The sequence below is a fragment of the Candidatus Hydrogenedentota bacterium genome (genome assembly GCA_019695095.1).
Lineage (GTDB): Bacteria > Hydrogenedentota > Hydrogenedentia > Hydrogenedentales > SLHB01 > JAIBAQ01.
Genome location: JAIBAQ010000229.1, coordinates 1 through 8,127, shown reverse-complemented (window position 1 = coordinate 8,127; position 8,127 = coordinate 1). Strand labels below are relative to the sequence as shown.

The 8,127-nt window shown below is 57.9% G+C and carries 6 protein-coding genes; 4 read left to right on the top strand and 2 right to left on the bottom strand.

Features of this window, described 5'->3' with window-relative positions; genetic code table 11:
- A partial coding sequence (locus K1Y02_23355; protein MBX7259319.1) for an alpha-galactosidase occupies window positions 1–1,807 on the top strand: 1,807 nt, incomplete at its 5' end.
- 124 nt (window positions 1,808–1,931) lie between these two features.
- On the opposite strand, the gene K1Y02_23350 is transcribed toward K1Y02_23355, so the two are convergent.
- Window positions 1,932–2,912, bottom strand: coding sequence for a heparan-alpha-glucosaminide N-acetyltransferase domain-containing protein (locus tag K1Y02_23350; GenBank protein MBX7259318.1), 981 nt, complete (start codon window positions 2,910–2,912; stop codon window positions 1,932–1,934).
- A 180-nt stretch (window positions 2,913–3,092) separates the two neighbouring features.
- Window positions 3,093–3,935: a hypothetical protein gene (locus tag K1Y02_23345; GenBank protein MBX7259317.1), complete on the bottom strand. Its 843-nt coding sequence runs from the start codon at window positions 3,933–3,935 to the stop codon at window positions 3,093–3,095.
- Between the two features lie 20 nt (window positions 3,936–3,955).
- Between K1Y02_23345 and K1Y02_23340 the strand changes: the two genes are divergently transcribed.
- Genes K1Y02_23340 through K1Y02_23330 form a run of 3 tightly spaced genes read left to right on the top strand, consistent with a single transcriptional unit; the run spans window position 3,956 to window position 8,077 of the window.
- Window positions 3,956–4,720, top strand: coding sequence for a phosphotransferase (locus K1Y02_23340; protein ID MBX7259316.1), 765 nt, complete (start codon window positions 3,956–3,958; stop codon window positions 4,718–4,720).
- Between the two features lie 40 nt (window positions 4,721–4,760).
- Complete coding sequence (locus K1Y02_23335) at window positions 4,761–5,498, top strand: lipopolysaccharide kinase InaA family protein (GenBank protein ID MBX7259315.1); 738 nt, start codon at window positions 4,761–4,763, stop codon at window positions 5,496–5,498.
- Window positions 5,495–8,077, top strand: a complete 2,583-nt coding sequence (locus K1Y02_23330; protein MBX7259314.1) for an FG-GAP-like repeat-containing protein — start codon at window positions 5,495–5,497, stop codon at window positions 8,075–8,077. Before K1Y02_23335 ends, K1Y02_23330 begins: the two co-directional genes overlap by 4 nt.
- The last annotated feature ends 50 nt before the right edge of the window (window positions 8,078–8,127 follow it).

Below are 8,127 nucleotides of genomic sequence, written 5' to 3'. Positions count from 1 at the left end.
CAAGAAGCTCGACGATCTGCGAACGGAATACACGTCAACGTATCTGGATGCTCAAACAAAGCTCCAAGTTCGCTGGGTGGCTGTTGCCTACAGCGACTATCCGGTCGTCGAATGGACCGTCTATCTCAAGAACACTGGTGGCACGAAATCTCCGCTCATCGAGAACCTTCAAGGTTTCGATTCCACATTTACAGGCAGCGATTCTGCCGAATTCATCCTTCGAGGCAACAAGGGCGACAACAACGTTGCCGACAGCTACGCGCCCTACGAAATCGCACTGTATCCAAACACGAAGAACACATTTGCTCCCTCGGGAGGCCGCTCGTGCGACACGGCATTTCCTTACTTCAATTTGGCTATGCCTGACGGAGGCGGCATGCTGATGGCCGTCGGATGGACCGGGCAATGGTCGGTCACATTTTGGCATCGAGCCGACCGCGGTCTTCAGGTGACGGCGGGGCAGGAACTCACGCGACTCAGTCTGGAACCGGGAGAAGAAGTTCGCACGCCACTGATTGCCTTGATGTTCTGGAAGGGCAACGACGTCATCCGCTCGCAGAATCTGTGGCGGCGATGGATGGTCGCGCACAACATGCCTCGTCCGCAGGGCAAACCGGTTCAACCGATTCTCTCTTTCTGCGACTATGCCTATTTCGGCTGGGCCAAGAATACCGAAGAAGGGGAGAAGGCATTCATTGATGCCCTGACTCAGCATGGCATCAAACTCGACTACTGGTGGCTGGATGCGGGTTGGTTTCCCGGCGGACAAGGCCAGTGGACGGTCGCGAAGGATCGTTTCCCCAATGGACTGAAGGCAATCAGCGACTACGTGCACGAACGCGGCATGGGATTCATCGTTTGGTTCGAACCGGAATCGGCTTACCCTTGGAGCTTGACGGCGCATGAAAATCCGGACGCAATGCTCAATGCCAATCCCCCTGAGCCGAACGGGCTTCAACTGTTGTGGCTCGGCGATCCCAAAGCCCGCGAATGGATGACAAATCATGTCGACAAGATGATTGTTGAAGAGGGTATCGATCTCTATCGTCAGGACATGAACCTGGCCCCGCTGGACTATTGGAGAGAGAACGACACACCCGATCGATTGGGTATGCGTGAGAACCTCCATATTCAAGGGTATTACGCGTTCTGGGACGAATTGTTGCGGCGGCATCCCGGCATGTTGATCGACTCCTGTGCGGGAGGTGGGCGACGTAATGATATCGAGACGCTACGGCGCGCGATTCCATTACTGCGCAGCGACTATCAGGCGTTTAACGGCCATCCTCAATGGGCCATCGGGAACCAAGGTCACACCTACGGCATTGCCTCGTGGATTCCCTATTTCGGCGAGGGCGGCTATGTCAATCCCGTGAACACGGTCTACTCGATTCGCAGCTATTTTACGCCTGCACTGGGACTCATAGCCGATGTCCGCAGCCCCGACATGGATTGGGAGCTCTATCGCACCATGATTGCGCAATGGCGGCAAGCCGCCGGATGCTATCTTGGCGACTACTATCCGCTCACCCCGTATAGCCTGGATGAGACGAAGTGGCTTGCGTGGCAGTTCAACCGGCCCGAACAGGGCGACGGTGTGATTCAGGCATTTCGCCGCAAGCGTACAGAGAACGACACGCTCCAAGTTAAGCTCTGCGGATTGGAGGCTGAAGCCACCTACCTCGTGACCGATTTCGACACGAACGTAACCCTTGAGTCGAAGGGTCGCGAGTTGATGGACACAGGATACTCCATCAAGCTCGATGGAATGCCCGCATCGGCCTTGCTTCACTATCAAAAACAGTAACGCGCGATATCGACTCTTTCGGAGGGCGGACTTTCTAGTCCGCCAATTGGGTGAGTGACCACACCGATCCGAGGGGTGAACTGGAAAGTCAGGCACTCGTACAACACCGTCTTAGTCGCGAACCTCACAGCTTGATGATTACGCGGTCCTTCTGCAGACGCCATGCCACCGCATAGCAGGAGAGGTAGAAGGCCGCAAACCCCAAGATGGCCAATGCGACGCCGCTTTCCTGTGAAACGATATACCCATCGTGCATGTCACCCAACGCTTGCTGAACGATGTAGATTACCAGCGGATTTAAGCCCAGCGCGGTGAGATGGGGGAATCTCCAGCCTTTGACGTCGCAGATGTAGTAAAAGGGAAGGTACATCAAGAAGCAAAGGCCCGTCGAATAGAGTGGGTAAGGGATAGTCATTCCGCGTTGCGTGAACGGCCACTCGGCCTTTATGCCAGGCCATTCAAATCGCAGCGCCCAGCCCAGCGCGCACAGCGCGACGCCCCATACAATAAACCCGCGCACCATTCGCTTTCGGTCGTTTGCTGCGATCAAGTCATACGCGATCGTGCCCAGAAGTAGACAAAACACCCAGCTCAATGGACCGAGCGGCCCGCCGTCGATACTGCGCTTCATGGTCCACTCTTCATATCCCGTGGTCATATAGAGAATCTGGAACAGGATGACATAGCCGAAGGCCGCCGAAGCCCGCACCTTTGTGGATTTCATGAGGAATGGAAGTGCGAGGATACCTGCGAAACCAATATCCACCAACGCATCCCACCAATAGCGCCAATTCTCGAGCGAGGGACCGTACAGCGCGATGCCCACCACGATGAGCGTCATGTACCGGCGCAACGCCGCAAGGTGCGCGGCCGCGAATCCGTCTTTTTCTACGCGCCGCTGGAGCGAAAGCCGCATGCCCATCCCCACAACAAACATGAATAGCGGCGCTATCGTGTCGGCATAGCTCATGCCGTAGTGATGGTGCTTGAACATCCAGGGCATCACGTCAAAACCGCCCAGGTAGTTCACGAAGATCATCCCGAATATCGCGTACCCGCGGTATTGGTCGATTGATGCGATACGCTGTGATTCCTTGTCCGCCATGTGCATTCCTCGCTGACACGGATGCGTTAAGACGGCCGGTATACATCCCCAAGAGCCGCCGAAATAACCTGCAAATGTGCGGGGAGTATGTTTACTTTCCAGGCGAGGATTCAAGGGCGGCTAACGCCCCATACGAGTAACCTGCTGGAGCGGTGGATTTGGTCAGCAAGTTCGAAATCGCTACTCCGGCGGAAGCTGGTCACGAACCCTGGGGATGACGTATTCGAGTTCGTCTTCGAGATCCTCGCAGAGTTCCATCGCGCGGGCAAAGCGCAGGCTTGCTGTTGCTACATCCGTGCCCTGCACCAGACTCAGACCCAGAGGAATCATGGTGCTCAGATACGGCACGGGCATCGCAAACTGGCTACCGTATAGTCCCGCACCCGCCCGTATGAGCGACGCCGCCTGCGAAATCTCCGATTCCGCCTCTTCCACGGAAAGCCCAGTGGCATCCGCCAAGGGTTGGCTAAACGCATCGGCCAGCTCATTCGACGGGTATCGCCCCGAGAACAGCGCCCCCAGAAACACCCGCCCGCCGACGCGCGGGCCGTATAGCTTGCGAATGGTGAAGTCGGCCGCGGTTTCCATGAGCAGATGGCCTTCGCCCACGGAAATGCCCAATTCCTGGCTGAGTTGCTCCGACTTCAGTTGAATATATCCCTTGATGTACTGATGGGTATCCGGATTTGTTGCGCCGTGAGCGTACGCGTCAGCGCCCCACATCTCGTTGTGCGCGGCAAATCCATCCGCAAATAAGCTTGGCTCCAAGAGGTCATATCGATTGTGAGACAGCTGGCGCAGTTCGCTTCTGACCGTTTCGCGAGCAGCTTCATTCAGGTCTGCAGCCACCGCTCCGTACGCAATCCGTCCGTCGTCGTTTCCTGTCGCTTGAATCGCGATCCATCCATGGACAGCCGGCGCCCAGGCAAAGGAAGGTGATGTGAACGCGAGAACAGCGACAAAGAGCAGGCCGGAGGCGGTCCGCCGTTTGAATCTTGGGCTGGGTATCCGCATGATTGCCATAACAACCCCCTTACGAACCGATGGCTCTAGAAACGTATAGCACAATTCGACGCGACGGTAAAACGGCATTCGTGCGCACGGAATGGCGCGAAAGCCTTGAAGCCGTATTGTTCGACAACGCCGGGCGCACGGCGGAAGGCCACGGCGGCCGGGCTCCCGTTGCGCGCTTCGTTTTCGATGGCGGGAGGGGCGTTCTGAAGACCTACCGGCGAGGAGGCGTTGCGGGGCGCGTGTTGCGTGAGTCGTACCTGCTTGCCAACCGAGCCCGCCGGGAACTGAATCTGTTGGACTTTCTGTATGACGCGGGGCTGCCCGTGCCCCAACCCCTTGGCGCAATGTGGCAACGCCGCGGCCCGGTATTCCGAGGGGCGCTTGCCACGCGTGAGCTGCCGGCCCAGGACCTTATCGCGGCCTATACGGAAAAAGGGCATCTTGAAGACAGTGTGCTGAAGCACGCGGGGCGTGCTGTGCGGGCCTTGCACGATGAAGGCGTGTTTCACGCCGACCTTAATGCGCGAAACATTCTCGTCTCTGACGCGCACGCCTACGTTATCGATTTCGACAACGCGCGACGTTACTCCTATCTGAATCAGTTTCAGCGAGCCTGCAACCTCCTCCGGCTCCGGCGGTCGCTCCAGAAGAACGGACTTCCGGGTCCTGTGTTTGAGGCACTTTGCAGCGGCTACGGAATTCAGTCCTTCCCGAGTTGGCTGGATGGCGTCTACCGCGTGAAGGGCGCGCTGTCCGATCTGGCGCGCCGACGCAAGCCTTCCCATGCATCCTGAAGCCGCGATGATTGGAGTGGTTTTTGAGCGAGTGGGCTCCATGCGGATTTGGCGTTGTCACGATTTCCCTGTCGAGTCGGTCATGGATGCGTTGCGGCTACCCGGTTCACTGCTCAAGGCCTCGCACAAATCGGAGACCAAACGCGTCGGGACGTGGGTGGTCAAGCGTAGCCGGCAGCGGGGAATAGGGGCCTTGTTTCGCCATACCCTTCTGCGGGGGCGCAGTAGACGTGTCTGGACTGCCGCACGGCATCTTGAGAATCATGGAGTCAGCATTCCCAAGGCGTTTGCCTACGTCGAGTTTGGCCGCTTCGGCCTCCGCTGGGGACATGCCTTCATCTGCGAATATCTGGACGCGCATGTGGATGTCGAGGCGTTCGCGGACTCCATGATTCAGCGGGGGTCCAATGAAAGCGAGACCGTTGCCTATCTGGAACGTCTTGCGGAAGCGGTGAATTGCCTCTGTTCCAGCGGGGCCACTCACCGGGATTTGGCGGGCAAGAACATCCTTACGCAGGATGGTGAGCGATTCACGTTCATCGACCTTGACGCCGTGACTCTGGACGGAGCTTACACAGAAGAGGCCCGGTTGCGAGCCCATATCCAGCTTTACGATTCGTTCAATGATCGTTGGAGCGACCACGTGCTGAAGCCATTCTTGATGCATATGTTGCCCGATCCCCACGGAATCGACTCCTGGTTCGAGCGGGTGAAGGCCGGTCAGAAGAGCCGCCGCGCGCGCACGGAAGCCATTTGGCGGGAGCAGGGCAAGCTATGAGAACGGCAGCAGTGGTTGTTGCTGCGCTTGCGTTCATTACTCAAGCGAGGTGCGCCCCTGGCGATTGGCCCGAGCCGCGTCAGAACCCGCACTTGACCGCCGTCCAACCGCTGGCCGGGGCCATGAAGGAGTCCCCAGTTCTGGCCGGGCGCTATGACCTCGGCCGGACCCAGCCTCCCATCTGCCGCGTACCGATGCCAGATGGATCGGTGCTGGGCTTGTGCCTGGTTGCGGGCTCGTTGCGATGCTACGACCAGTCCGGTCAACTCCGCTGGGAATCCCATCCTTCCGGCCTCAATTTCAGCGAAATCACCGTAGCCGAGGACCTCAATGGCGACGGGTCGGTCGAGGCGTTGCTGAAAGCCGGACGGCCCACCGAACCTTTCGCCGCTGCGGCCCTCGTCTCGGTTGCCGATGGCGCTCTTCTTTGGCGGTACGATGTGGACCCCATGTCGTACGCCTGGTACTTGTACCAGGGTGAGTACGTACCCGGTGGCCGCGGCAAGCAGATTGTCGTCATTATGCACGCGTACCCGCCCGACCCGAAGAACGGCTACATCGCCCTATTTGAGTTCACGGAGGGGGAGGCGGCGCCGAAGCAGCGGTGGCGGTACGACTTCGACCTGTATACGTGCTTTCCGAGTTTCCTGCAGAGCGACCTCGACGGAGACGGCGTCAAAGAACTGGTGGTTGAGACGCACAGCCGCATGTGGTTTCTGGACGCGCTGACGGGAGCGGTGAAGCACTTCATTCAATGGGACGTATCGCCCGCCAACATACGAAGCTACGGCCTGGTGGAGTTCACCGACTTGGATAAGGATGGGAGGGAGGACTTCCTTTGCATCGCGAACTTTGCCCAGCACCATGAAGCGCTTCTGAACAAGGGCGGCAGGATGGAGAAAGCATGGGGCTACGGGTGGCCGGAGAGCGTCACCACCGGCAAGGTTGCGACCACGTGGCCAGAGCCTCCCGTGGCCGATGTTGACGGGGACGGCAAGTTGGAAGTCTTGGTCTCCATGTTCAACTCCGAGAACGAGCAGGCCTGGTTGCTGCGGGTCTACGACGCCGTTACGGGAGAGATGAAGCAGCGGGTTCCCGGCGTGATTGCCGTGGCTACTGGCGACGCCGACAGCAACGGCGCCGCCGAAGTTCTCGTCAATGTGAGTAGCGATCCGACGCAGGCAAAGACCGACGGGGTTCGTCTTGTATCGTTTACAGGCGGCGCCCAAACCGTAGTCTGGCAGGATGCATCGATGACCGCCGTGAAGCCCGGCAAGTCCGGCGAACTTCGAGTAGATAGAGATGAAGACAAATTTACACTCGCTAAGGCAGGCGATTCTGGTTACGATGTGCATCCCTGGGTGAAGCCCCCCAAGGCGGAAGCCGATTTTGGCTCTGTGCCTGCATCTGTCGGTCCTCCGTATCCTAAGATCGTAGTTGCGGACCTGTTGGCAAAAGGGAACAACCAAATTGTCCTCTATCAGGATCCCAAAGTTTCAATTTTAGAATGGCAAGAGAATGTCCTTCGACTCCAATCCGGGTACTCGTCCAGTTCAGTGCCGATTCTCGCCGATTTAGATGGAGACGGTGCGACCGACATCCTGAACACTGAAACTTCAGCACTTACACAGCCAAAGATTCTCGTAAAAACACCATCAAAACATGATGAAACAGTCTTTGAAACGCAACTCCCGCCGCCTGACCGCAATGGGTTACCCCATGCCCGGGTGGCCTACGTGCGAACGGGCCGCTTTACAGGCTCCACGTCCCTTGATCTATACATGTGGTTTGGAACGCCGATGGGACGCAGTTTAGTGATCGACGCTAACTCCCGAAATATCGTTTGGGAAAAAGGAGAAGTCCCCAACTCAGAGCGGTACTGGGGTGCTACCTTGAATCTCGCCGCAGCCTATGATTACGATTCTGACGGTGCAGATGATGTCGTGTTTACCAATCCTGATTATTACTGTATAGCCTCAGGACGTACGGGTGAATTTTTGCTCGGACCCGCTTTTCCACCCGATATTTTCAAGCAGTCGAGTCAAGGATTGTATACGCTTCCCGCTATCCTGGAGCGGAATGAATCAACCCCCCTGGTTTGCCTTGTCGCGGGCCATTACTTCCAAGCCGCCATGACGATCAAGGCCGAGCCCCTATGGTACAAGGTGCCTCAGCCCGGTGAGGCGCGGAGCGCCGAGGAAGGCTTTCTCAGGTTGCCGAGCGGAGACTGGCTCCTTGGCTTTGGCCGGCAGAACGGGAACTTCGCCTGCATCAACGTTAATGACGGAACGGTCCGCTGGGAGATGCCGGTGGAAGCCACATGCAGCGATGTGGCATCGTGTGACGTGGATGGCGACGGTCAGTTTGAGTTCCTGTTCGGAACCAGCCATGGCCAGGTGTATGCTGTTGGCGATGCGTCGGGCAGTCCCCGGGTGGTCTGGAAGCTCGAGGCGGGGGCGGCCGCAGGTGGGCCGATTCCGGCCGATGTCGATGGCGATGGGAAGAGCGACCTGATTGTTCCCACTGCGGATGGATTCGTAAGTCTTTATATAGCGCGGGGTAGCGCGATTAAATCGTAAGGAGTGACCGTGAGAAAAGTACTGGTGACTGGGGCGGCGGGATTCATCGG

Coding starts and splice junctions, on each gene's coding strand:
- K1Y02_23345 (MBX7259317.1), bottom strand. CDS start 3,935: ATGGCAATCATGCGGATACCCAGCCCAAGATTCAAACGGCGGACCGCC.
- K1Y02_23330 (MBX7259314.1), top strand. CDS start 5,495: ATGAGAACGGCAGCAGTGGTTGTTGCTGCGCTTGCGTTCATTACTCAA.
- K1Y02_23340 (MBX7259316.1), top strand. CDS start 3,956: ATGGCTCTAGAAACGTATAGCACAATTCGACGCGACGGTAAAACGGCA.
- K1Y02_23350 (MBX7259318.1), bottom strand. CDS start 2,912: ATGGCGGACAAGGAATCACAGCGTATCGCATCAATCGACCAATACCGC.
- K1Y02_23335 (MBX7259315.1), top strand. CDS start 4,761: ATGCGGATTTGGCGTTGTCACGATTTCCCTGTCGAGTCGGTCATGGAT.